The sequence below is a fragment of the Pseudomonas fluorescens genome (assembly GCF_002837185.1).
GTDB classification, from domain to species: Bacteria; Pseudomonadota; Gammaproteobacteria; order Pseudomonadales; family Pseudomonadaceae; genus Aquipseudomonas; species Aquipseudomonas fluorescens_AM.
Genome location: NZ_KZ478032.1, coordinates 1 through 22,829, shown reverse-complemented (window position 1 = coordinate 22,829; position 22,829 = coordinate 1). Strand labels below are relative to the sequence as shown.

Below are 22,829 nucleotides of genomic sequence, written 5' to 3'. Positions count from 1 at the left end.
CAAGCCCCCTCCCACATCGACGGTGTACACACTCCGCAATTCTGAGTTTCAAAGGGTATTACCATGTCCCAAGACCGTCGCTACAGCTTCGAGTTCTTCCCGACCAAGACCGATGCTGGGCATGAAAAATTGATGGCCACCGCCAAGGTGCTGGCCAGCTACAACCCCGACTTTTTCTCCTGCACTTACGGCGCCGGCGGTTCGACCCGTGACCGCACGATCAACACCGTGCTGCAGCTGGAAAGTGAAGTCAAAATTCCCGCTGCTCCGCACTTGTCGTGCGTGGGCGACAGCAAAGCCGACCTGCGCGGCCTGCTGACCCAATACAAGGCCGCCGGCATCAAGCGCATCGTCGCCCTGCGTGGCGACCTGCCGTCCGGTATGGGCATGGCCAGCGGTGAGCTGCGCTACGCCAACGACCTGGTGAGCTTCATCCGCGAAGAAAGCGGCGATCACTTCCATATCGAAGTGGCGGCCTACCCGGAGATGCACCCCCAGGCGCGCAATTTCGAAGACGATCTCAAAAACTTCGTACGCAAGGCCGACGCCGGCGCCAATAGTGCGATCACCCAGTACTTCTTCAACGCCGACAGCTACTTTTATTTTGTCGAGCGTGTACAGGCCATGGGGGTGAACATCCCGATCGTGCCGGGCATCATGCCGATCACCAACTACAGCAAGCTGGCGCGCTTCTCCGACGCCTGCGGTGCCGAGATCCCACGTTGGGTGCGCAAGCAGCTGGAAGCCTATGGCGACGACGTCAAAAGCATCCAGGCATTCGGTGAGCAGGTTATCACCGAGATGTGTGAGCAATTGTTGCAGGGTGGCGCGCCAGGGTTGCACTTCTATACCCTGAACCAGGCAGAACCCAGCCTTGCCGTCTGGAACAACCTCAAGCTGCCACGCTAAGGCTTGTCCGGTTGTGCCAAGGCCCTCAAACGAGGGCCTTTGTCGTTTTACGTGACCCACGGAATCCCGCAGTCCATGAATACAGTGCCCTCCACTTCCCGTCCGCAGCTGGTCTACCTGGTCTTCGGCGCCGAGACCTACCATCAGGAAGCGGTATTCAGCATTGCCAGCGCGTTGGCCTTCCTGCAAGACGCCCCCGATGCGGCCATGGACATTCAGGTATTCAGCGACAACCCCGAACCCTATCGTCTGCTGCCGGTACGTGTGCGCCCGCTGGACGAGGCCACTCGCAAACGCTGGAGCGAGCCCCACGGTTATCATTTCCGCACCAAGCACGTGGTACTGCGCCAGGTACTGGAAGAGTCCGAGGTGGCGTTGCTGATCGACACCGACACGTTTTTTCACCGCTCTCCCCTGGCCTTGTTCGAGCGCGTACAGCCGGGCACGCTGCTGTGCAACGCCTTCTACACCAAGTACGGCGACAACCACGAAAGCATTCTCTACACCGCGCTTTACCAGCGCCTGCTCGACATGGGCGTGGCCGACGACGACATGATGACCCTCAACTCCGGCGTGATGGGCCTGACCCAGCAGGACGCGCACATCCTCGACCGCTCCATCGAGTTGATGGATGAACTGTTCCCCCATGCCCAGGGCGCCTACACCCTGGAAGAGTTCTGCCTGTCCATCGCAGCCTATCGCACGGTCAACGTGCGCGAATGCCCGGACCTGATCCACCATTACTGGAGCCGCAAGCAGCTGTTCCGGGCCAAGGTCAAGGCCTGGATCACCAAGCACGCCGCAGCGCCCACCAGCGCGCTGGCACTGGCCGACACGCGCCAGGTCTCCGCCCACCTGCCGCGCCCGCCGCGCTTGCAGCGCATGCTGTACAAGCTGATTACCCTGCTGCTGCCCAGGCACCAGCAGCAGTTCATTCGCGAAATCCTCTACGGTTGCTACGAACACGAAAACGAGTTCGACCAGGCCTGTGGCCCGGTTTGGTGGGACAAGGCGCGACAAAACCAGGAAGAGCGCCAGAAGCGTCCGCTTGATGCGCACCAGCTCGAACACTGGTTCGCCAATCCGGTGGTGCGCCTGATTCTCGGCGAGCGGCGTGCCGCAATCCACGCCCACTTGATGGACGCACCAGCAAAATAAGGCGGCCCGCCAAAGCGCGCGCCAGAGCTTCTCTTTATGCCGGGAGCGTCGTAACCTCCGGGTATGCCCGTCATTTTCAAGTTGTTGATCGCTGCGCTTGTCACTTGCCTGAGCCTGGCCGCTCATGGCGAGAAATTGCGCATTGTCACCGAGCCATGGGCGCCCTACGTCTACGACGACAACGGCACCATGCGCGGCCTGGACTATGAAACCACGGTGATCGTGTTCCAGCGTCTCGGTGTGGATGTGCAATGGCAGTTCCTGCCGTGGAAGCGTTGCCTGGCCATGCTCGACCAAGGCCACGCCGACGGCGCACTGGACATTTTCCACAGCCACGAGCGCGACGCTTCGCTGCTTTACCCCAGCGAACCCCTGTCGGCAGTCGAGTTCGTCCTGTTCTACGCCAACGAACGCCCCCACCCCGCCGAAACCCTCGACGACCTGCGCGGCCTGACCGTGGGCGTCTCGCCCGGCTATCTGTATGGCGAAACATTCAGTGCGTCCGATGCCTTCGCCCGTGAACCCGCTCCCAGTCATGAAGCCAACTTCGGCAAGCTCATGCTGGGGCGCATCGACATGGTGGTCACTGACCGTCGCGTGGGCCAGCATGTGATCAAGGAGTTGGGTCTGGAAGACAAGGTCAGCCAGGCGCCCGTGGTGGTCAGCCGCCAGCAACAGTTTCTCGCCGTTCGCCGTGGCGCGGGCATGGACCTGCTGGTCCAGCGCTTCGCCGCTGAACTCAGGCGTTTCAAGCAAGAGCCGGCCTATGCCGCCTTGAGCGCCAAATACGGCGGTATCCTTGCGCAAACGGTGCCGATCAGCGCGTCCGAATACACCGTTGAGCAGCAGGAAAGCAGCGCGCAGTGATTGCTCTGTTATACTCCGGCCTTTCCGCCAGGCTTACGCCCGGCCGCTCGGGTCTTGAAAAAGGCACCCAACCCCGCTACAGCGCAGCTTTGCAGCCCGCGCGAGCCGGTGGAGTGCCCGCCAGACGCAGCAGGACCGGACGGGATTACGCTCCCCTAAGCGCCATTCACGCCCGGCAAGATTATCCCTTTGGGCCAAGCCCTAACTAAAACAGGATTACTCATGTCCTTTGCTTCCCTCGGTCTCTCCGAGGCTTTAGTCCGCGCCATCGAGGCGGCGGGCTATACCGAGCCTACTCCGGTGCAACAGCGGGCCATTCCCGCCGTGTTGCAAGGTCGCGACCTGATGGTTGCGGCGCAGACAGGTACCGGTAAAACCGGTGGTTTCGCCCTCCCGATTCTGGAGCGGTTGTTCCCCAACGGTCACCCGGACAAATCCCAGCGTCACGGCCCGCGTCAACCGCGTGTACTGGTCCTGACCCCCACCCGCGAACTCGCCGCCCAAGTGCACGACAGCTTCAAGCTGTATGCCCGCGACTTGAAGTTCGTCAGCGCCTGCATCTTCGGCGGCGTCGGCATGAACCCTCAGGTTCAGGCCATGTCCCGTGGTGTCGACGTGCTGGTGGCATGCCCGGGCCGTTTGCTCGACCTGTGCGGCCAAGGCAGCGTCGATCTGTCCCACGTGGAAATCCTCGTGCTGGACGAAGCCGACCGCATGCTCGACATGGGCTTTGTCCATGACGTGAAAAAAGTGCTCGCCCGCCTGCCGGCCAAACGTCAGAACCTGCTGTTCTCGGCAACGTTCTCCCAGGACATCACCGCCCTGGCCGGCAAGTTGCTGCACAACCCGGAACGCATCGAAGTCACGCCGCCGAACACCACGGTCGAGCGTATCGAACAACGCGTCTTCCGCCTGGCGGCCAGCCACAAGCGCTCGCTGCTGGCGCACCTGATCACCCACGGTGCCTGGGAACAGGTGCTGGTGTTCACCCGCACCAAGCACGGCGCCAACCGCCTGGCCGAGTACCTGGACAAGCACGGCCTCACCGCCGTCGCCATCCACGGTAACAAGAGCCAGAACGCGCGTACCAAGGCCCTGGCTGACTTCAAGGCCGGTTCCGTACGCATCCTGGTCGCCACCGATATCGCCGCCCGCGGCCTGGATATCGACCAACTGCCGCACGTGGTCAACTTCGAGCTGCCAAACGTCGATGAAGACTACGTGCACCGTATCGGCCGCACAGGCCGTGCCGGGCGTTCGGGCGAGGCCATTTCCCTGGTCGCGCCGGACGAAGAAAAACTGCTCAAAAGCATCGAGCGCATGACCAAGCAGAAAATCGCCGACGGCGACCTGATGGGCTTCGATGCCAGCGCTGTGGAGGCCGAAAAGCCAGAAGCGCGCGAGCGTCCGGACGTACGCAACCCCCGCAACCCACGCGGTCCGAAGGGCGATGGCCCGAACGGCGGCGGTGGTGGCGGTGGCCGTCGCGACAAGGGCAAGGACAAGGGCAAGGAAAAAACCGCGACCAGCAGCCGTGGCGAACGCCCGGCCCGCGAGCAGAAGCCACGTGAAGGCACCCCGGCCCGCGAACAGCGCCAGCCGAGCCAGCCGCCACGCGCTGCAGCCGATCGTGCTCCGGACGAATTCCTTGATGACGATGTGGATAACTTCGGTAACCGCGTCGACTACGTGCCACAGGCCAAGCCTGCACAGGGCCGCGGCCGTCGCCCAGGCGCCCCGGCACAAGGCGCAGGCGCAGCCGCTCCACGTGGTGGTCAGCCACAAGGCGCCCGTCAGAATGGCCCGCGCAACAGCAGCGGCGGCACCACCGGTACGCCGCCGGCCAAGCGCAGCGGCCCACGTAACGGTGCCCCGCGTGACGGCCAGGCCCGTCGCGAGGACTCGCGCAGCAACAACCGCCGCCCGGCCCGTGACGAGCAGCCACGTTCGTCCGAGCCAGCGGTGCAAAACCCGCGCGGCGGCCCGGCACCGAAGATTATCCACAAGGAGTCGAAAGCGGATCGCTTCCCGACACCCGAGCAGTTGGATCAACTGCCTGGCCGTCCTCGTGGTGAAAAACCAGCGCTGCTGACTCGCAACCGCTGAGTTTCAAAGCGCCATAAAAAATGCCCCGCCTCTTTCGAGACGGGGCATTTTTTTATGAGCTCAACAAACCGAATGTGGGAGGGGGCTTGCTCCCGATAGCGACATGCCAGTCAGCCTGTTGATACTGACACACCGCTATCGGGGGCAAGCCCCCTCCCACACTGAACGCATTGTCAGGCAGAAATTACTTCTGCTTCACGCCTTCCAGCGTGATGTCCAGGTCGACAGTCTGCGAAGTCGGGCCTGGGCCTTTCACGCCGAAGTCGTTCAGGTCGATCGTAGTCTTGGCGTTGAAGCCGGCACGTTCGCCGCCCCATGGATCCTTGCCTTCACCGTTGAAGGTGGCCTTGAAGGTCACCGGCTTGGTCACGCCGTGGAAGGTCAGGTCGCCGGTCACGTCAGCTGTCTTTTCGCCGGTGGGTTTAACGGCGGTGGACACGAACTTGGCGTCGGCAAACTTGGCCACGTCGATGAAGTCTTTGCTGGCGATGTGCTTGTCACGTTCAGCGTGGTTGGACCACAGGCTGGCGGTTTTCACGTCGACGGCGATTTTGCTGGCTTCAGGCTTGGCTGCGTCCCAGCTGAAGGTGCCATCCCAGTCCTTGAAGGTACCGTGGATGTAGCTGTAGCCCAGGTGGCTGATTTTCCAATCGATGAAGGCGTGCTGGCCTTCCTTGTCGATCTTGTAGTCAGCAGCCATTGCCTGCCCGGCGGACAGCAGAGCGGTACCGATTGCCAGAGCGGCGAGTGTCTTCTTCAACATGCTTTCTATTCCTTGTGAGTCGAGGTTGAACATCAGGCTTTGCGCCCCAGCATTCGCGTCAGGGTCACATCACGATCGATAAAATGGTGTTTCAGTGCCGCCACGCCGTGCAAGCCGGCGAACACCACCAATACCCAGGCCAGGTAGAAATGCACCCAGCCGGCGGTATCTGCCTGGTCCGGTAGACCGGAAACCACGGCAGGAATTTCAAACAGGCCAAACACCGGGATACCGACACCGTCTGCGGTGGAAATCAGGTAACCGGCAATCATCACGGCAAACAATCCGAGATACAGGAACGCGTGTCCAAACGCGGCGCCGATACGGGTCAAGCGACTGTAGCTGGTCAACGGCGGGGGCGGCGGGCTGACCAGGCGCCAGACAATGCGTACCAGCATGATCGCGAACAGCGTAATGCCAATGCTCTTGTGCAGGTCCGGCGCGTCTTTGCGCCAGGCGCTGTAGTAATCGAGGCCGACCATCCACAGGCCCAGGGCGAACAATCCAAACACCACCAGGGCCACGCCCCAGTGCAAAACCATGCTGACCCAACCATAGCGGGCCGGTGAGTTGCGTAGCTGCATGTACTTAATCCCGTAAGAACTGTGCCCAAGACTAGCGTTTTACCTATCGAATTAAAGCGGAAAATTTCGCTTTGAAATATCGAGAAATACGATCTGGAGGCTATGCATAATAAATTAACAAGGGATTAAGACTATTCCCAGGAAACGTGACAGACCGTCCTGTATTTACCGCGAATTTCCCCACAATGGCTTGTGACCCACGTCACCATTGCATAGGCTTGCGCGATTGTTTCACCTGCGCAGGCCGCAGGACCGCTTCGAGGAGATCACCGATGGGCTTGAATAACCAGTGGATGCAACGCGACCTCGCGGTGCTGTGGCATCCCTGCACCCAGATGAAAGACCACCAGCAACTGCCCCTTGTGCCGATCAAGCGCGGTGAAGGCGTATGGCTGGAAGATTTCGAAGGCAAGCGCTACCTCGATGCCGTCAGTTCCTGGTGGGTCAACGTGTTCGGCCACGCCAACCCGCGCATCAACCAGCGCATCAAGGACCAGGTCGACCAACTGGAGCACGTGATCCTCGCCGGTTTCAGCCATCAGCCGGTGATCGAGCTGTCCGAGCGCCTGGTGGCAATGACGCCCGCAGGCCTGACCCGCTGCTTCTACGCCGACAATGGCTCGTCGTGCATCGAAGTCGCGCTGAAGATGAGCTTCCACTACTGGCTCAACCGTGGCCTGCCGAACAAAAAGCGCTTCGTCACCCTGACCAACAGCTACCACGGCGAAACAATCGCGGCGATGTCGGTGGGTGACGTGCCGCTGTTTACCGAAACCTATAAGGCGCTGTTGCTCGACACCCTCAAGGTGCCGAGCCCCGACTGCTACCTGCGCCCCGAGGGCATGAGCTGGGAAGAACACTCGCGCACGCTGTTCCTGGCGATGGAACAGACCCTGGCCGAGCACCACGACAGCGTCGCCGCCGTGATCGTCGAACCGCTGATCCAGGGCGCCGGTGGCATGCGCATGTATCATCCGGTGTACCTCAAGCTGCTGCGCGAAGCCTGCGACCGTTACGGCGTGCACCTGATCCACGACGAAATCGCTGTGGGCTTTGGCCGCACCGGCAGCATGTTCGCCTGCGAACAGGCCGGCATCCGCCCGGACTTCCTGTGCCTGTCCAAGGCCCTGACCGGCGGCTACCTGCCGCTGGCCGCCGTGGTCACCACCGATGACGTGTACGACGCCTTCTACGACGACTACCCGACCCTGCGCGCGTTCCTGCATTCCCACAGCTACACCGGCAACCCGCTGGCGTGCGCGGCGGCACTGGCGACCCTGGATATCTTCGAAGAAGACAACGTCATCGAAAACAACAAGGCCCTGGCCCAGCGCATGGCCAGCGCCACGGCGCACCTGGTGGACCACCCGCACGTGTCGGAAGTGCGCCAGACCTGCATGGTGCTGGCCATCGAGATGGTGCAGGACAAAGCCACCAAGACCGCTTACCCCTGGCAGGAACGCCGTGGCCTGAAGGTGTTCGAGCATGCCCTGGAACGTGGCGCGTTGTTGCGACCGCTGGGCAGCGTGGTGTACTTCCTGCCGCCGTATGTGATTACCCCGGAGCAGATTGACTTCCTCGCCGAAGTGGCCAGCGAAGGGATTGATATCGCCACTAACAGCAAAGTCAGTGTGGCGGTGCCGAAAGATTTTCACCCAGGCTTCCGCGATCCGGGTTGATTGCCTAAACCTTTGTAGGAGCGGGCTTGCTCGCGAAGGCATTCCAAGCGCATCGCTGCGTCGGATGTACGTTTTTCGCGAGCAAGCTCGCTCCTACCTACACCTCTTCAGAGAACAGAAATGAGACTGTCCCGCTTCTTCACCGACACCCCGCTGAGCCTCGGCGACCATGAGTTGCCGCAAGCCCAGGCGCATTACATCAGCCGTGTGTTGCGCATGGTCGAAGGCGACGCCGTGCAACTGTTCGACGGTTCCGGCCAGGAGTTTCTCGGCAGCCTGCTGGAAGTCGGTAAAAAGCGCGTCACCGTGCAACTGACGCAAAGCTTCAACGGCCAGGCCGAGTCGCCACTGCATATCCACCTCGGTCAGGGCCTGTCTCGTGGAGAGCGCATGGATTGGGCGATCCAGAAAGCCACCGAGCTGGGCGTCAACGCGATCACGCCGATTTTCAGCGAGCGCTGCGAAGTGCGCCTCAAGGACGAACGCGCCGACAAACGCCTGCTGCACTGGCGCCAGGTGGCGATCAGCGCGTGCGAGCAATGCGGGCGTTCGACAGTGCCGGTGATTCACCCGCCGCTGTTGCTGGCCGACTGGCTGAAACAGACCGAGGCCGACCTCAAGCTGGTCCTGCACCCGGTGGCCGAGCCGATGGTCAGTCATGCCAAACCGTCGAGCCTGGCCTTCCTGATAGGGCCTGAGGGTGGGCTGACCCACGGCGAAGTCGACACCGCCCAAGGCGCCGGCTTCCACGCCGCCCGCCTCGGCCCACGGGTGTTGCGCACCGAAACCGCGCCGGTGGTGGCGCTGTCCGTGGCCCAACAGTTGTGGGGCGACTTCTGACCCTGCCGTGTAAACCCAATCAAAAATGTGGGAGGGGGCTTGCTCCCTCCCACAGTTGGATTGGGTTAGCACTTCTTACTCCACCGGGTCGCTGACCGGCTTGGCGATAATCGCCTTCAACTCGCTGGTCATCGGGAATTCCAGGTTCAAACCCTTCGGCGGAATCGGCTGTTCGAACCAACGCTGGTAGATCCCGTTTATCTCACCCGAGCGGTACAGGTCGCCCAATGCAGCGTTGACCACCGCCAGGAACTGCGGGTCATCCTTGCGTACCATGCAGCTGTAGATTTCCCGCGACTGCTCCTCGCCCACGACCACCCAATGGTGCGGGTCCCTGGCCTTGGCGCGTTCGCCATAAAGCAACGCGTCATCCATATAGAAGGCCGCCGCGCGGCCGGTCTCGAGCATCTTGAACGCCTCGCCATGGTCCTTGGCGCTGATGACGAACATATCGGCCTTGTGCTCGGCGTTGTAGCGCTTGAGAAAACGTTCGTTGGTGGTGCCGGCGGTGGTCACCACGTTCTTGCCCTGTAGGTCTGCAAAGCCCTTGATGCCACTGTCCCGGGCCGTCAGCAACTGCCCTTTCACGTAGATAAAACCGTACGAGAACGCTACCTGCTTTTGCCGCTCGGCCGTCACGCCAGTGGAGCCGCACTCAAGGTCGACGGTGCCGTTCTGCACCAGCGGAATACGGGTCTGGGACGTCACCAGGTTGTATTTCACCTTAAGCTCGGCCACCCCGGTTTTCTGCTGGATGCGTTCAACGATCTTGCTCGCCAGGTCCACCGAGTAGCCCATGGGTTTGCCGCTGCTGTCGGCCACATAGGAAAACGGCACCGACGCATCGCGATAGCCCAACGTAATGGACTGGGTGCTGGCGATCTTGCTCAACGTATCGCCCAGCGGCGTTTCGTTCGCATACGCCTGTGCGCCCAACAAAAGCCCCAGGGTGCAGCCGGTCAACAGGATCTTTTTCATTGTTATTCTCCGTTGGTTCGCGGGGTAGAGACTCAAGCAGCGCAGGGGGCCAGGCCCTGCATGTCAATGGAAGGCGTGCGCTGATCGATCAGTTCGGCCAGCAGTTGGCCGCTGCCGCAGGCCAACGTAAAGCCAAGGGCGCCGTGGCCAAGGTTCAGCCACAGGTTGCGATAGCGACTTGCACCGATCAGCGGCACCCCCGTCGGCGTGGCAGGGCGCATGCCAGCCCATTCGACTGCGTGGGTGTAGTCACCGGCCAGAGGGAATGTCTCCAGGGCCTGACGTTTCATCAGGGCCAGACGTTTGGGTTCAAGCCCCGTATCGAAACCAACGATATCCACCATGGCCGCGACCCGCAATTGCTCGCCGATACGTGCGTAGACGATCTTGCGATCATAGTCGGTAATGCTCAGGTTCGGCGCCCGGTGTTGCGCGCCAATCGGCACGCTCAGGCTATAGCCCTTGAGCGGATACAGCGGCAGCGCCAGCCCCGGCAAGCCCAATTCGCTGCTGCGATGCCCGGCCGCCAGCACCAGTTGCTCCACCGGCATCACTTCGCTGCCCAACTCGATGGCCTGCACCGCACCTTCGGCATGGCGGATCCCGGTGACCTTGCGCCCGAGCCTGAACGTGCAGCGCCCCGAAGCCTCCAGCCGCGCTGCCAGGCGTTGGCAGAAAGCATGGCAATCGGCGACTTCCTCGTTCGGTGTGTAGATACCGCCGACAAAATCACCCGCCGCCAACGCCGGCTCCAAGCGCGCACAATCGCGCACGGACAACACCTGCTGCTGCAACATGTCCGTGACCTTGCTGCGCGCCTGCTCGAAGGTATTGGCATTACGGAACGTCACCAGCTTACCGTTACGTCGCCAATCGAAACCTTCCAGGCGATCATCGATGCGCCAATGCTGCAATGTGGTCTGGCTCAAGGATGCGAGGCGCAATAAGTGCGCGGCGTTGCGCCTATTCACCGAACCCCGGCAGGCAGCCATAAAGGCTCCCATCCAGCGCCATTGCTGGGGGTCGAGCCGTGGGCGCAGTTTCAATGGCGAGTCACGGCGCAGCAACCAGCCAATCGCCTGCAGCGGCACGCCTGCATCCGCCAGCGGTGCGACATAGCGATAGGACAACTGCCCGCCATTGGCGAAGCTGGTTTCGCTGCCCAGTCTGTCGCGCGCATCGATCACCGTCACTGCATGGCCAGCACGCACCAGTGCATACGCGCTCGCCAAACCGATCACTCCACCCCCGATGATGCAAACCTGCGCGGCCATTCCCGCCTCCCGCCGTTGATTCAAGAAAGCTCAAGCGTAGAGGCAGGTGACAGCTCACCGACAATGAATAAAGATGGGTCACCTATAAACAAAGGTTATGGACTCGCCATGCGCTTGCGTCATATCGAAATCTTCCAGGCCATCCGCCAGACGGGCTCCATCAGCGCCGCCGCGCAGTTGCTGCATGTCTCGCAACCGGCGGTGACCAAGGTGTTGCAGCACGCCGAACTGCAGTTGGGCTTTGCACTGTTCCTGCGGGTACGCGGCAAATTGCAGCCCACGCCGGAAGCCCTGGCGCTGGAAAGCGAAGTCGAGAAAGTCACCGCAAGCCTGCAAGGCGTGCGGCGCCTGGCTAACAGCCTGCGCCGCGAACCTGGGCAGAGCATCCGTATCGGTGCGATCCCGGCGTTGGCGCTGTCGCTGCTGCCGCCGTCAATCCTGGAATGGAAGCGCGATTACCCGGACATGGCCTGCGAGCTGTCCAGCGACCATAGCCGCGAACTGGTGCAGAAGCTGTTGATGCGCGAGATCGACCTGGCGCTGACGCTCAACTTCTCCGGCCATCCGGGGCTCACGACCCAAGTGCTGGCCAACGGCGTGCTGGTGGCGTTGGCGTCCGAGGGTTATTGGCCGGAAGCCGAACGCTATCAGCCCCTGCCGTTGGCCGAGCTGGCCGGGGCGCCGTTGATCGGCCTGTCCAGCGCCGACCCGCTGGCAGCGAAGCTGGGCAGTTACCTGGAAAATATCGACCCGCCGCCACGGGTGACGATCTCGGTGCAAACCTATTCCCTGGCACGTGCGATGGTCGAGTCCGGCGCCGGTCTGACCGTGATCGATCCGTTCACCGCGCTGGGTGCCTCAACCGCCACCACCCAGATCCGCACGCTCACCCCACCGCTGCCCATCACCCTCTACGCCCTGACCCGCGCCAATGAGCCACCACCGCATATGCTGGCTAAGCTGCTGGAGATTTTCGGCAGTCGCGCCTGTGAAATATTGGCACGTCTCTAACAACACCGCAGATCCAGTGTGGGAGGGGGCTTGCCCTAACAGGCCGTTGAAAAATTCAGCCGCCCTCTGTAGGAGCGAGCTTGCTCGCGAAAAACGTCAACGATAACGCGTGCTTCCTGAATGAACGCGGCGCCTGTGAGTTTTTCGCGAGCAAGCTCGCTCCTACAAAAAAAGCCTTAACTGACTGGCATTAGGGCTTGTCCCCCTCTCACATTCAAAGCACGTAATGCATGATCGCCACAAAATGCAGCAGGCTGCCGCCGATCACAAACAAGTGCCAGATCCCATGGGAATGGCGCAGGCGGTCCTCCAGGGCAAAAAAGATAATGCCCACGGTGTACAGCACCCCGCCCGACGCCAGCCAGATAAACCCCGCCGTGCCCAACGCGGCGAGCAGCGGCTTGACCGCCACCAGCACGATCCAGCCCATCACCGCATAAATCACGATCGACAGAATGCGCGCCTCGGAACGCGGCTTGATCTCCTGCAAAATGCCGATCACCGCCAGCCCCCACACAATCCCGAACAGCGTCCAGCCCCACGGCCCGTGCAGCGTCACCAGGCAAAACGGGGTATAGCTGCCGGCGATCAACAGATAGATCGAAAAGTGATCGACCTTCTGCATGATCTCTTTTCGCCGCCCCCGCACGCTGTGATACACCGTCGAGGCGCTGTACAGCACGATCAGCGTAAAGCCGTAAATCGCCACGCTGACGATCTTCCAGGGGCTCCCATCCAGGCTCGCCACCACCAGCATCCACACGGCGCCAATGCACGCCGCAACGGCACCGAGCAAATGGCTCCAGGCGTTGAATCGTTCTCCGTGGTACATCTGTCACCGACCTCCTGTAACCCCAAGCACATGCGGACAAGCGTCCTGCCTTGCGCATCAGAGTGCAAGCGCGTTATGACGTTCCGACGACGCCGCGCCGTTTTGCGGGCACAATCGAGGGCATGCGAACCAGAGCCACGGCCATGTTGATCGACGAAGAATTCACCCTCAAAAAGCTGGAAATCTTCCTGGCGTTCATGCGCACCGGCAACCTGGCCCGCGCTGCAGCCGAGTTGCAGACCAGCAACGTCAGCGTGCACCGCGCCATTCATTCGCTGGAAAATGCCCTGCGCTGCCCGCTGTTCAAACACGAGGGCCGCAACCTGACGCCGCTGGAAAGCGCCTATGTACTTGAAGAGCGCGCGCAGAAGCTGGTGGCCGACGTGGTCGACAGCGTGCGCCTGACCCGCGAAGCCGCCGGTTTCTCCGCCGAACGTTTCAAGCTGGGCTCGCTGTATTCGCTGACGGTCAAGACCGTCCCGCAACTGATCATGGGCCTGAAAATCCGCCGCAGCGAACTGAATATCGACCTGATCCTGGGCTCCAATTTCGACCTGCTCTACAAGCTCAAGAACATGGAAGTGGACGCGATCCTCATCTCCCTCGACGAGCACGCCAACGACCCGGACTGTGAGCAGATCGCACTGTTTTGCGACGACATCTTCCTCGCTACCCCGGCCGATTCCCCGTTCGACCGTGAGCGGCAAATCGACCTGGCCGACGTGCGCGATGCCACCTTCATCACCCTCACCCAGGGCTTCGCCACCCACCAGGACGGCAACCGGGTATTCAAGCAGGCGGGGTTCGAGCCGAAGGTGGCGATGCAGGTCAACGACATCTTCACGCTGCTGAGCATGGTCAGCTCGGGGGTGGGTTATGCGCTGTTGCCGGGCAGGATTGCGGCGGTGTACGAAAACCGCGTGAAGCTGATACCGCTGCAACCCAGGTATCGGTTGCAGCAGCATATCGGCGTGGTGTTCCTGAAGGCCAAGGAGCGCGATCCGAATTTGCTGGCGCTGTTGGCGGAGTGTCGGATGTATGCCAATCGCCAGGCCTGAGACCGCTATCGGGGGCAAGCCCCCTCCCACGCTTGACCGCGTTCCAACATGAGAATGCGGTCAACATGTGGGAGGGGGCTTGCCCCCGATGGCGCCCGACCAGACACCGCCGCCTCCAAAACTAACCGACCAATCCCCGCACGATGAAGTACAGCAACGAAGGCCCAAGCAGGCAGCCCAACCCGGTATGAAACGTCGCCGTCAGCGCGCCATACGGCACCAACCGCCGATCCGTCGCCGCCAGCCCCGCCGTTACTCCGCTCACGGTGCCGGCCAAGCCCCCGAACACCATCGCCGAGCGCGGGTTGTCCAAACCCATCCAGCGCGCCGCCACCGGCGTGCCGACCATCACCAGAATCGCCTTGATCAACCCGGTGGCAATCGACAGCGCCATCACATCCGAGGTCGCGCCAATCGCCGCACCGGTCACCGGGCCGACGATGTAAGTCACCGCGCCCGCCCCGATGGTGGTCATGCTGATCGCATCGCGATAGCCGAAGGCCCAGGCCATGCTCGCACCGACGATGAACGGCAGGATCGTACCCAGCAGCAGGGCAATCACGCCGATCATGCCGGCTTTGCGCGCCTCGGTGGCCTGCACTTCAAACGCCGTGGCGACGATGGCGAAATCCCGCAACATCGCGCCGCCCATCAGGCCGATACCGGAGAACAGTGCCAGGTCCGCCAGGCCCTTCTGCCCGCCCGTGAGCGTGCCGCCGACCCAGGCCAGCACCAGACCGATGACGATGGCAATCGCCGAGCCATGGATGCGCCCGAACGTCAGGCGCTTGGACAGCACCACCGAAATCCACATCACCACGCCCACAAAGGCGAACGCGGTGACCAGGCCGTTGTGTTCCAAACCTTTTTCGATGAGGTCCCACATATCAGCGACCTCCTGCAGCGAGGATCAGCGGCTCTTCGGGCGGCAAAGGCTCACCCTTGTGCGTGCGGCTGATCAAGGCAATGGTGCAACCACACAGCACCACCGAACCGATGGCCGCCAGCACCGCAACCGGGCCGCCGTGCAAAGCGGTGACCACGTTCTGTTGCGCGGCCATCGCCACGACCACGGGGATGTACATGGCGCCCCAGAAACCCACGCCCATCTCGCAATCCTTGGTCATGCCGCCGTGCTTTTGCATCCACAACCGCGCGCAGATCAGCAGGATCATCGCGATGCCCACGCCGCCCACATTGGATTTGACGCCCAGCAACACGCCGAGCATATCGCCCATGATCACGCCCGCGAGCGTGCAGATCGCCAGCAATGCCACACCGTAAATAATCATTGTTGTTGTCCTCAAAGTGCTCGATCGAAATTGTTGTTGTTGTGCTTCGAAAGCCTTGGGTCGTGCTTTATCGGTGGCGGCGCTCCTCCTCTTGCAGCAGCGCCTGCAAGGTATCCAGGCGCGCCCCTTCGCAGGCGATCACCGTGCCTTGTTCGAAGACGCGGCGTGACAGGCCGGTGAGCACCGCGCCCGGTGGCAGTTCGATCTGCAGGCGCACGCCGCGCTCGTAGGCGCTTTGCACGGTGCCGCGCCAGTCGACGACGCGGCACATGTTGAAGGCCAGGTCATCGCGCAGGTGCAGGGGGTTGTGAATGGGCCGCGCGCTTGTGCTGCTCAGGTAGGTGACGCGCGGCGCCTTGAGCGGGACAAAGGCCTGGGCGAGGACCTTGGCCGGTGCGTCCAGCAAGGCGCAGTGGGACGGTACGCTGACGGCCAGGCGCTTGGCGATGCCGTTGCCCTTGATGCGTTCGGCGACACGCTTCATCGCCGCGTCGCTGCCGGCAATGACAGTCTGGTTATCGGCATTGATATTGGCCAGGTACACCGGGGTCTGCGGGCTGTGGATTTCGGCGAGCAATGTTTCGACGGTGGCTAACTGCGGGCCGATGATCGCGGTCATTCCGTAGCCTTGTGGATAAGCGCTTTGCATCAGTTCGCCGCGCAGACTGACAAGTTTGATTGCATCGGCAAAGTCCAATGCGCCGGCGATGACAGCGGCGGGATAGGCGCCGACGGACAGGCCCGCGACGTAGTCCGGTGTGTGCTGCAACAGACGCGCATGCGCCACGCCAGCGATCAACAGGCAGAGCTGAACGGCGCGCGTCGACTCAAGGGCCTGTGCCGAATCGAGCCGGCGCACGTCTTCACCCAGGGCAGCGCTGGCCTCGTCAAGGACCTCGACGGGCAGCGACTGGAGCATGCCGACTCGCTGGGCGCCCTGCCCCGGAAATACCAACAGGCTGCTCATGCCACCGCCTGCCAGGGGTCGACGACAAGGTGCGCCCCGTTGGCCGTTTTCAGCAGCACCCGGCGTGAAGCGCCCGCCCATTCACGCAAGGCGACAGCACCGACGGGGGTTTGCAGTTGCAGGTCGACGGTGCACGGTGCGCTATCGAGCATCGCCAATAGCGCGTGCGCCTGCTGACGCTCAAGCGGCTCGGGGGTGCGCAGGATCAAATCCAGATCGCTCGCGGCATGCAACGCTTCGATGCCGCTGGCCAATTCGAAGCCGGCACTGCCGCTGACGCCCCAGTCGTTATGCGCCAACAACGGCCGCAGTTGATCGAGTGCCCGCAGCGCCGGCAAATCCCGTGGCGAGGTCGCGTCCCGCAAAGCTTCGGGGGCCACACGCCGTTGTACCGCAGCAATGGGCATCTGCGCGGCAAAGCGCTGCTCACGCAAACGCCCCCGCACACCGACCGCCACATGGCCCGGCTCGACGATGGCGCGGCGCACCACCACCGGGTGGCCGGCGCTGAGCGCATCCACCACCCAGCCGGGCGCATCGGCGCGCAGATGCGCCGGGGTCATGCCCCAGAGCAGGTCGTGGGCGTTCACCATTGCTCCCGCAGCAACTGGCGCACGTGGCTGGACGCCGCACGATTGGACGCCCCCAGGCGCCCGCTCAGATCGGCGCTATCGATATCCTTGATCGCATTCACCAGGCAATCGCTGACCCGTGCCACATCGTCCGCCGTAGGCTGTTCAATCTGGCTGACCGTCAACGTCTCCCACAGCAACCCAAGGCTGGCATAGCTGTCGATGTCATACGCCATCGGCGGCACGCTGGCGGCCAGGGCTTCAAGCTCTTCGACGCTGCGCAGGGTGACCCGCGCCGCCGAGGCCTTGCCCATGGCATGCACCATCACGCCGGGGTCGCGCAGGGCAATCAGGCGATTGGCCTGGTAACCGTGGGCGAGGAACGCGCCGGACATGGCCTTGCCCACCAGCAGCGCAATCACCGGGTGCCCGGCCAGACGGGCGCGGGCGTAGCTGTCGGCGGCGGCGGCCAGGGCTTGATGGATGCCGAGGGCTTCTTCACGGCGGCCATAGGCTTGGCTGGGCACGTCGACGATAGCGATCAGCGGGCGTTTGTCGCCCCTGGCGATAGCGTCATCGACGGCCTTGGCGAGCCCCCAACCTTCCAGCAAGCCGACTTCGCCATTGCGTGCGCGCGCAAAGCGGTTGTTCGGGTCGGTGACCACCGCGAGAAAGCGCACGCTCTGGCCGTTCAATTGGCCATCGGCGACCTGGAGCGAGTCGGGCAGCCCTTGCACCGGCGTCGCGCCGGCGCTCAGCGCGTTAAACCACTGCAAACCTCTCATGAGCGTTCTCCCTGATACAGCGCGCGCACCGTCGCCGGGTCGATCTGCGGCGTAGCGTCCAGCTCGGCCAGGCGCGCCAGATAAAAATCAGCGCGGCGGCTACGTTGTTGTTCGGGCGCGCCTTGCTGCAACAGCGCGCTGACGGTCTGCTGGATCTGCACCACATCGTCGGCCACATACCGGTCGGCCAGGCCGCTGTTGAAGCGCTGCTCGCCTCCGGTGAGGCTCCAGATAAACGGACGGTCGCGGGAGTCGTATTCGTCCAACCCGGCTTCCTGTTCGATCACCTGCGGGCCGTTCAAGCCCAGGCGCGCTTCACGGGTGACCACCAGATAGCTGCACAACCCTGCGGCAATGGACATGCCGCCGAAGCACCCCACACTCCCCGCCACCACGCCGATCACCGGCTGGTACTGGCGCAGATCGACAATCGCCGCGTGAATATCGGCAATGGCGGCCAGACCGAGGTTGGCCTCCTGCAAGCGTACGCCACCGGTTTCCAGCAGCAGCACGGCGCGGGTCGGGATGCCGTTGCGGTTATCTTCAGCGGCCAGTTCCAGCGCTCCGGCGATCTTCGCGCCGCCGACTTCACCGAGGCTGCCGCCCTGGAAGTTACCTTCGATAGCGGCAATCACCACCGGCAGACCGGCAACGCTGCCTTTGGCGATGACCACCCCGTCATCCGCCTGGGGCACGACGCCCTGGCGGCTGAGCCACGGCGACATGACACGTTGAAATGGGTCGATCAGCTCGCGAAAGGTGCCGGCATCCAGCAACGCCTTGGCGCGCTGCCGAGCACCGAGTTCAACGAAGCTGTGTTTGTTGAGCCAATCAGTCATGGCCGATCTCCTCGAAGCCTTGCTCCAGGCGCAAACGCACCACGCCGGGCGTGGCGCCGAAATCGTGGATATCAATGTTCAAGGCCGGTGGCGTCTGCTCTTGGAAGATGCGTTCGAACAGGTGCTGCCAACGTTGCTCGGCACCGTTGACCGAGGTTTGTACCTGGATGGTCAGCGTGCCGGCGGTGCCCGGTTCCAGCAGCACTTCAAGGTCGCCGGAGCCGACGCACCCCACCAGCGCACGGCCTTTTGGCGGCTGCCCGGCGGGGAATTCAAAGGATAGGGTTTGCATCACAACGCTCCGTCGAGGCGGTCGATAAACAGGCAGGCGGCCAACAGGTCGGCGGCACCGCCGGGGGAGGCATTCAGGGCCAGCAGTTGTTGGTCCAGCGCGTGCAGTTGGCGGCGGCCGGCCAGGGTTGCACTGCCGCCGGCGTCGAGCACGGCCTGGGCGCCCTGTTGCAGGGTGGTCAGGCCTTCGTAGCCGGCGCGGTAGAGCACGCAGGTGTCGGCCAGTTCGGTCATGATCGCGAGCAAGGCGTCCAGGCGTGCGTTCTGTTCTCCGGCGTTTTGCCGGCGGCTCTTGTGCAATTGCGGCAGGCCACGTTGCGTCACCGAGGGGAAGCCCAATTGCGCTTCTTCACGGGCACCGCGAGCGCCGTAACGTTGAGCGACCAGGACGCCGTGGCTCAGGGTTTGTGGCGCATGTCGGTCGTTGAGCAAGGCTAATCTGGCCGCGTTCAGCGTAACGGCGCCAGGGTCCAGGGCCGCTGCGGCGGTGAGCAGACCGAGTGCCCAGATCGCGCCGCGATGAGTATTTACGCCATTGGTGGTAATGAGCATCGCTTGCTCGCCTTCGCGGCCAATACGGCCGAGGGCTTCGCGCAGAGGCAGGCCGATTTCGCCGATTTCAAGCGCGGCCTCGGCCATTTCCTTGAACATCGGCCACAGCGACAGCGCCGAAGCGTGCATCAAGCCCAGGTGCAAATCGGTGTGGGCGCCGTTGCCTCGCCGGTCTACCAGGGCAGGTTTGGGCGACAAATCCGCTTCATCGATCAGCGCATCGACCGCCATATCCGCCAGGCGATCGGCCAGGCTCACTTCATGCAGTTTGAGGGCGCGCATCTACCAACTCCTGAATTTGGCGGGTGGGTTGTACAGGCCGCCGGACCAGTCCACCAGGTCGGCCACGCTCTTGGCGGCCAACAGCTCGCGGGTGGCGTCGGTGCGACGAATGCCAAGGTCTTCGGGCAGCGCAATCAAGCCTTCGCGGCGCATGCGGGCGGTGTCCTTGGGGTTGTGGCGCATACCGATGGCAGTGACCCCGGCGACGGCAGCGATCATTGCCTGGCGTTCTTCCAGGGAACGCGCCTTGTACAGGTAGGCGATGCCTTCTTCGGTGAGCAGGTGGGTGACGTCGTCGCCGTAGATCATGATCGGCGCCAGGGGCATGCCGCTTTTACGCGCCACTTCCACCGCGTCGAGGGTGTCGACGAAGGTGGGTTTGCCGCCTTCCTGGAAGGTCTCGACCATTTGCACGACGAGTTTTTTGCCGCGCTCGAGCAAGGCTTCCGGCGCGTCGTCGTGGCGCATGTCCAGCCAGGCTGGTGTGCCGTGGCGGCGACCGCGTGGGTCGTGGCCCATGTTCGGCGCGCCGCCGAAACCGGCGAGGCGGCCACGGGTCACGGTGCTGGAATGGCCGTCGCCGTCGACCTGCAGGGTGGCGCCGATAAACAGGTCCACTGCGTACTGGCCGGCGAGTTGGCAGAACATGCGGTTGGAGCGCATGGAACCGTCGCGGCCGGTGAAGAACACATCCGGGCGTGCGGCGATGTAGTTTTCCATGCCCAGTTCAGTGCCGAAGCAATGCACGCTTTGCACCCAGCCGCTTTCAATCGCCGGGATCAGCGTGGGGTGCGGGTTGAGGGTCCAGTTGCGGCAGATCTTGCCCTTCAGGCCCAGGGATTCGCCGTAAGTGGGCAGGATCAGTTCGATGGCGGCGGTGTTGAAGCCGATGCCGTGGTTGAGCGACTGCACATTGTGTTTTTCGTAGATGCCACGGATCGCCATCATCGCCATCAGCACGTGTACCGGCTTGATATGACGCGGGTCACGGGTGAACAGCGGCTCGATGTAGAACGGCTTGTCGGCTACCACCACGAAATCCACCCAGCTGGCGGGGATGTCCACGCGCGGCAAGTCGGTGACGTCGTCCACCAACTGGTTGACCTGCACAATCACGATGCCATCGCTGAAGGCAGCCGGTTCGATCAGCGCGGGGGTGTCTTCGGTGCTGGCGCCGGTGTAAATGTTGCCGGCGCGGTCGGCCATGAAGCCGGCCGAAAGCACCACGTTGGGAATCAGGTCCACCACCAGGCGCGCATAGAGTTCGATGTAGGTATGGATCGCGCCGATTTCCAGCAGGCCGTCTTCCAGCAACTGGCTGATGCGCAGGGATTGGGTGCCGGCGAAGGAGAAATCCAGCTTGCGCGCGATGCCTTTTTCAAACAGGTCCAGGTGCTCGGAACGCCCGACACTGGGCATGATCATGTGCAAATCGTGGAGCTTTGCGGGGTCGGCCTTGGCCAGGGAACGCGAGAGGAAGTCGGCCTGCTTCTGGTTGTTGCCTTCCAGTACCACGCGGTCGCCGGGGAGGATCAGCGCTTCAAGGGCCTCGACGATCTTGTCGCCGGGCAGCACCGCCCCGTCTGCAAACTGTTTGACCAGCCCGAGCCGCCGCTGCTTCTCGTCGCGCCGCCGCGTCCAGCGCGAGTCGGGGGTGATGGTTGTTGTCATGGTTGCTCCACGGGGGGTTGCTGTCGTGGGGCTTTACCTTAGGAGTGATTCTTGGGGCCATCAATCAAGCTGGGCAGCAAACCGTTACGCCTGGAGTAACGAAGACCAAAATGTGGGAGGGGGCTTGCCCCCGATGGCGGTGGGTCAGCTGATAAATAGGTGGCTGATACACCGCTATCGGGGGCAAGCCCCCTCCCACATTTGATCTGTAGCGCCTGCTAGATAGCGGTCCCAGAAAGGGAACGATCAGTCCCTGATTGGGACCGTTTCAAAAAGCTGGGGACGGGCTGACTTGGTTCTAGGCGTTTTGTGCGCCTAAACAGGTTTCTCGGACTTGCACGTCCATGTCACCGTTTTTTGCGATGACTGGACGAAGACCCGGCGCGCGGGCCTCTCATCACAAGTTCATGCACGGCCCAAAATCTTGCAGGAAAAGTCCGAGAGCCAGCTCATCACAACACCATCATCACCTTGACCTTCCCTAGGCCTTCCAGTGCATAACTGTGGTACTCATAGACTTTTCCCTGAATAACCACCTGCAGGGCCCCCCCGTCATTATTGACTTGGACATCCGGCTCTTTTGTTTTGAGAAAAGGAGGTGCAGACACTAATGCGCTGAGTATTTCCTGATCACTTCCCAAATCCTTATGCACGTAATACCTGTAGGAAAACCCCACCGTCGCGCCACCTTGGCTATCTCGCGCACCATAGATCGACATACCGTTGCCCAGGGAATGCTTCAACACCACTTCATCCAGGTCCGGTGTGCCAGGCGACAGGATCCAACTGCCGCCGATATAAATCAGGCAGACCACAAGCAGACAATTACGCAGAACAGGCATGAGGCGCTCAGTGGCCTTGCGAAATGGCATATTCAATACCTCTTCTTATCCAATAATATTGGTCCCGAGGGTCATCACCAAAAGGCTCACCGCCGCACCATGATTCAAAATCCGGCGGCATTAACAGTACAGCCATTTGCGGATCCTTGCTGGCAGTGAGGAACGGAGAAACTAACCACTCCACTCCGGCCTGAACACCCGCCTAATCCAAATCAGAACTCGCCTACAGCAACTCCATCCTATTCCGACATACCGCCCATTTATGGTTGTCGATGCAAAGTGCCTACGACTTATGTCAGGCCGAGCATCGGGAGCAGCCGGTGATTGAGCGGTTTGCGCGGATTGATTGAGAATGGAGAAAGTGGGAGGGGCTTACCCCCGATAGCAGTGGGTCAGCTAACACATTTCTGGCTGATACACCGCTATCGGGGGCAAGCCCCCTCCCACATTTGCTCAGTAGCGCCTGAGAAGTTCATGCACGGCCCAAAATCTTGCAGGAAAAATCCGAAGGCCACCCGCAGTCTGTCAAACACCGATACTTTAATGTGGGAGGGGGCTTGCCCCCGATGGCAGTGGGTCAGCCAGAGTTTTATCAACTGACACTCTGTCATCGGGGGCAAGCTGAACTGGCCTAATGATTTTGGACACTTCAATCGGGCGCTATGATAGCGCCCAAA

General features: G+C 62.2%; 23 protein-coding genes and 1 pseudogene. 9 read left to right on the top strand and 15 right to left on the bottom strand.

Features of this window, described 5'->3' with window-relative positions; genetic code table 11:
* Positions 1-63: 63 nt before the first annotated feature.
* The 4 genes from metF (at position 64) to CIB54_RS25760 (ending at position 5,040) form a co-directional block, all read left to right on the top strand.
* Positions 64-909 carry a methylenetetrahydrofolate reductase [NAD(P)H] gene (gene metF, locus CIB54_RS25775; protein WP_065949550.1) on the top strand — a complete coding sequence of 282 codons (846 nt, stop codon included), beginning with the start codon at positions 64-66 and terminating at the stop codon, positions 907-909.
* Positions 910-984: 75 nt separating this feature from the next.
* Complete coding sequence (locus CIB54_RS25770; RefSeq protein WP_101221337.1) at positions 985-2,067, top strand: hypothetical protein; 1,083 nt, start codon at positions 985-987, stop codon at positions 2,065-2,067.
* Between the two features lie 63 nt (positions 2,068-2,130).
* Complete coding sequence (locus tag CIB54_RS25765) at positions 2,131-2,934, top strand: substrate-binding periplasmic protein (RefSeq protein ID WP_065949552.1); 804 nt, start codon at positions 2,131-2,133, stop codon at positions 2,932-2,934.
* 222 nt (positions 2,935-3,156) lie between these two features.
* On the top strand, positions 3,157-5,040 hold the full coding sequence (locus tag CIB54_RS25760) for an RNA helicase RhlE2 (RefSeq protein ID WP_065949553.1): 1,884 nt from the start codon (positions 3,157-3,159) through the stop codon (positions 5,038-5,040).
* Positions 5,041-5,224: 184 nt separating this feature from the next.
* Here the strand turns inward: CIB54_RS25760 and CIB54_RS25755 are convergent, their stop codons facing one another.
* Both CIB54_RS25755 and CIB54_RS25750 read right to left on the bottom strand, forming a co-directional pair.
* Positions 5,225-5,803, bottom strand: coding sequence for a YceI family protein (locus CIB54_RS25755; protein WP_101221336.1), 579 nt, complete (start codon positions 5,801-5,803; stop codon positions 5,225-5,227).
* Positions 5,804-5,835: 32 nt separating this feature from the next.
* Positions 5,836-6,387, bottom strand: coding sequence for a cytochrome b (locus CIB54_RS25750; RefSeq protein ID WP_065949555.1), 552 nt, complete (start codon positions 6,385-6,387; stop codon positions 5,836-5,838).
* 272 nt (positions 6,388-6,659) lie between these two features.
* On the opposite strand from CIB54_RS25750, the gene CIB54_RS25745 reads away from it, so the two are divergent.
* Positions 6,660-8,066 carry an adenosylmethionine--8-amino-7-oxononanoate transaminase gene (locus CIB54_RS25745; RefSeq protein WP_101221335.1) on the top strand — a complete coding sequence of 469 codons (1,407 nt, stop codon included), beginning with the start codon at positions 6,660-6,662 and terminating at the stop codon, positions 8,064-8,066.
* A gap of 120 nt (positions 8,067-8,186) precedes the next feature.
* Positions 8,187-8,906, top strand: a complete 720-nt coding sequence (locus CIB54_RS25740) for a 16S rRNA (uracil(1498)-N(3))-methyltransferase (RefSeq protein WP_101221334.1) — start codon at positions 8,187-8,189, stop codon at positions 8,904-8,906.
* Positions 8,907-8,981: 75 nt separating this feature from the next.
* On the opposite strand, the gene CIB54_RS25735 is transcribed toward CIB54_RS25740, so the two are convergent.
* Both CIB54_RS25735 and CIB54_RS25730 read right to left on the bottom strand, forming a co-directional pair.
* The gene (locus tag CIB54_RS25735) at positions 8,982-9,884 is read right to left on the bottom strand and encodes a transporter substrate-binding domain-containing protein (RefSeq protein WP_101221333.1); all 903 of its coding nucleotides are present in this window, start codon (positions 9,882-9,884) and stop codon (positions 8,982-8,984) included.
* Between the two features lie 32 nt (positions 9,885-9,916).
* The gene (locus CIB54_RS25730) at positions 9,917-11,158 is read right to left on the bottom strand and encodes a D-amino acid dehydrogenase (RefSeq protein WP_101221332.1); all 1,242 of its coding nucleotides are present in this window, start codon (positions 11,156-11,158) and stop codon (positions 9,917-9,919) included.
* Positions 11,159-11,266: 108 nt separating this feature from the next.
* Between CIB54_RS25730 and CIB54_RS25725 the strand changes: the two genes are divergently transcribed.
* Positions 11,267-12,169 (top strand): LysR family transcriptional regulator, encoded by a 903-nt coding sequence (locus CIB54_RS25725; protein WP_101221331.1) that lies wholly within the window; start codon positions 11,267-11,269, stop codon positions 12,167-12,169.
* 214 nt (positions 12,170-12,383) lie between these two features.
* Here CIB54_RS25725 and trhA read toward each other — a convergent pair whose 3' ends face one another.
* Positions 12,384-13,001 (bottom strand): PAQR family membrane homeostasis protein TrhA, encoded by a 618-nt coding sequence (gene trhA / locus CIB54_RS25715; protein WP_065885378.1) that lies wholly within the window; start codon positions 12,999-13,001, stop codon positions 12,384-12,386.
* A gap of 143 nt (positions 13,002-13,144) precedes the next feature.
* Between trhA and CIB54_RS25710 the strand changes: the two genes are divergently transcribed.
* Positions 13,145-14,059, top strand: a complete 915-nt coding sequence (locus CIB54_RS25710; protein ID WP_065949560.1) for a LysR family transcriptional regulator — start codon at positions 13,145-13,147, stop codon at positions 14,057-14,059.
* A gap of 121 nt (positions 14,060-14,180) precedes the next feature.
* On the opposite strand, the gene madM is transcribed toward CIB54_RS25710, so the two are convergent.
* The 10 genes from madM to CIB54_RS25660 all read right to left on the bottom strand — a co-directional run bounded on the left by madM (position 14,181) and on the right by CIB54_RS25660 (position 22,182).
* Positions 14,181-14,945 (bottom strand): malonate transporter subunit MadM, encoded by a 765-nt coding sequence (gene madM / locus CIB54_RS25705; protein ID WP_065949561.1) that lies wholly within the window; start codon positions 14,943-14,945, stop codon positions 14,181-14,183.
* A gap of 1 nt (position 14,946) precedes the next feature.
* Entirely contained in the window at positions 14,947-15,351 is a 405-nt protein-coding gene (gene madL / locus CIB54_RS25700) for a malonate transporter subunit MadL (RefSeq protein ID WP_101221330.1), read from the bottom strand.
* A 67-nt stretch (positions 15,352-15,418) separates the two neighbouring features.
* Complete coding sequence (gene mdcH / locus CIB54_RS25695; protein WP_101221329.1) at positions 15,419-16,318, bottom strand: malonate decarboxylase subunit epsilon; 900 nt, start codon at positions 16,316-16,318, stop codon at positions 15,419-15,421.
* Positions 16,315-16,911: a malonate decarboxylase holo-ACP synthase gene (locus CIB54_RS25690; RefSeq protein WP_065949564.1), complete on the bottom strand. Its 597-nt coding sequence runs from the start codon at positions 16,909-16,911 to the stop codon at positions 16,315-16,317. Before CIB54_RS25690 ends, mdcH begins: the two co-directional genes overlap by 4 nt.
* Positions 16,905-17,675, bottom strand: a complete 771-nt coding sequence (mdcE, locus tag CIB54_RS25685; protein ID WP_101221328.1) for a biotin-independent malonate decarboxylase subunit gamma — start codon at positions 17,673-17,675, stop codon at positions 16,905-16,907. Before mdcE ends, CIB54_RS25690 begins: the two co-directional genes overlap by 7 nt.
* A complete protein-coding gene (locus CIB54_RS25680; RefSeq protein ID WP_101221327.1) occupies positions 17,672-18,514 on the bottom strand; it encodes a biotin-independent malonate decarboxylase subunit beta in 843 nt (280 codons plus the stop codon). The genes mdcE and CIB54_RS25680 overlap by 4 nt, the downstream gene beginning before the upstream one ends.
* A complete protein-coding gene (locus tag CIB54_RS25675; RefSeq protein ID WP_065949567.1) occupies positions 18,507-18,806 on the bottom strand; it encodes a malonate decarboxylase subunit delta in 300 nt (99 codons plus the stop codon). The genes CIB54_RS25680 and CIB54_RS25675 overlap by 8 nt, the downstream gene beginning before the upstream one ends.
* Complete coding sequence (locus tag CIB54_RS25670; RefSeq protein ID WP_101221326.1) at positions 18,806-19,639, bottom strand: triphosphoribosyl-dephospho-CoA synthase; 834 nt, start codon at positions 19,637-19,639, stop codon at positions 18,806-18,808. The genes CIB54_RS25675 and CIB54_RS25670 overlap by 1 nt, the downstream gene beginning before the upstream one ends.
* Complete coding sequence (mdcA, locus tag CIB54_RS25665; RefSeq protein WP_065949569.1) at positions 19,640-21,310, bottom strand: malonate decarboxylase subunit alpha; 1,671 nt, start codon at positions 21,308-21,310, stop codon at positions 19,640-19,642.
* Positions 21,311-21,762: 452 nt separating this feature from the next.
* Positions 21,763-22,182 (bottom strand): hypothetical protein, encoded by a 420-nt coding sequence (locus tag CIB54_RS25660; RefSeq protein ID WP_101221325.1) that lies wholly within the window; start codon positions 22,180-22,182, stop codon positions 21,763-21,765.
* Between the two features lie 224 nt (positions 22,183-22,406).
* Between CIB54_RS25660 and CIB54_RS27780 the strand changes: the two are divergent.
* Positions 22,407-22,502: pseudogene (locus CIB54_RS27780) on the top strand (addiction module antidote protein, HigA family); the annotation flags it as partial.
* Positions 22,503-22,829: the final 327 nt, after the last annotated feature.